We start from the raw sequence: 1521 nt of genomic DNA on the forward strand, positions 1-1521 counted from the left end.
ATCACCACGGCCGCGTAGGAATGTCGCCACTGCTTGGGGCGTCACCGCGGCCAGCGGTTGATCATCGGTCTCGCGTGCGAACTGGTACAGCGCACGCTCACCACTACGCAGCCGCGTTCCATGGGCACGCTTGGCGGCGAGATAGTCTTTGATGAGTTCGCTCGTCTTCATTGCAGGCCCCCCAAGTCGAATTCGCCGACTTGGCGCAGAGCAGCCAGGTCGACCTTGGCGTAGATGCTTGTCGAGGCCGCGCTGCGGTGACCCAAGTGATCGCCGATCTCCTTGAGCGTCAGTCCGTCGGCGAGCATCTTCGATGCGCAGGCATGGCGCAACGCGTGGGGGCCGAGGTGCGCCGCCTGCACGCCCAGCGAACGCAAGCGCCGGTTGACAACGTCGTAGATGCCAGGCGGCGTGATTGGTACACGGGGTGACCGCGTTCGGATGAACACTTGCGCATGGGCAACCGAAGGTCTGACGGTTTCGATGTACGAGATGAGGGCCTGCTCGACCGACGACACCAGTGGATAGATTTGCGGTTGGTGGCGCTTGAGCCGCCAGACCCGGATGTGGCCTTGCTCGCGGTCGATGTCTTCGAGGCGCAGGGCGGCGACTTCGCCGCGTCGCAGCCCATAGATCGCAAGCAACAGAAGGATGGCTCGATCCCGCACGTCATCCTCGGTGCTACCTGTGGCGGTGTTGATCAACCGCTGAACGTCATGCCAGCCCAGCGCGTAAGGGAGCGTCTCGAGGCGGTAACGCCGATGGCACAGGATTGAGCCGGCCAAGCTCTTTGAGCACGCGCCAGTCGAAGCAGCATGTTTGAAGAACACGCGCAGCATTCTCGCGATATGGCCAGCGGAGATTCGTGACCATCGCTGCGCGCCATAGGTCACGAAGTAGGCGTCAATGTCTTTGGGCTCAAGCGACTTGAGATCTCTACCCGTCTCCTTGCACCACCTTAGGAAGTTGGTCGTACGGTAGCGCCACTGCTCGACTGTGCACGGCGTCAGGCCTCGCTCGTCCCGCATCCACACCACGAACCGATCGAGCGCCTCGGGGAATGCAATTGGCTGCTCGGGCTGATGCCACCAGCCAATGAACTTCAGCCATGGTCGCCCAATGTTGAGCAGGCCCGCTGCCGTTTGGTCAGTAACAGGCGGCCGGTGCGCTGCTATCAGCCGGCGCAGCTGTTCAGCGTCGACCTGGCGGTGGACGCCTGCCGGAAGAGACATGGCGAGCCAGAGCAAGGCTCTGGCCCGATTGCGTTGTGTGTGCAGCGTGGCGCCGACTGAGGCGCAGTGAAGCAAATAGCGGTGTCGCTCGTCAAACAGGGGGCCGTCACGATGACGTGCGATCGTGCCGACATCGGCGAAGAGTTTCTCGAACATGGCAGGCCTCAAAAGTGAAGAAGGGCTGCCAGCAGGTGCCGATATTTATGTTGTGTCAACTACCGCAGAATCGTGTAACCGCGTTGACGGCGCCGCCGATGGCCACATATCTCGGGCCGCAACATAACCGCTG

At 62.0% G+C, this 1521-nt stretch carries 1 protein-coding gene; it reads right to left on the reverse strand.

Going from position 1 to position 1521, the window contains the following annotated elements:
* Window positions 1–167: 167 nt before the first annotated feature.
* On the reverse strand, window positions 168–1388 hold the full coding sequence (locus Q1W68_RS13190) for a tyrosine-type recombinase/integrase (protein ID WP_300716925.1): 1221 nt from the start codon (window positions 1386–1388) through the stop codon (window positions 168–170).
* Window positions 1389–1521: the final 133 nt, after the last annotated feature.

The sequence above is a fragment of the Hydrogenophaga sp. genome (assembly GCF_030158645.1).
GTDB lineage: Bacteria > Pseudomonadota > Gammaproteobacteria > Burkholderiales > Burkholderiaceae_C > Hydrogenophaga.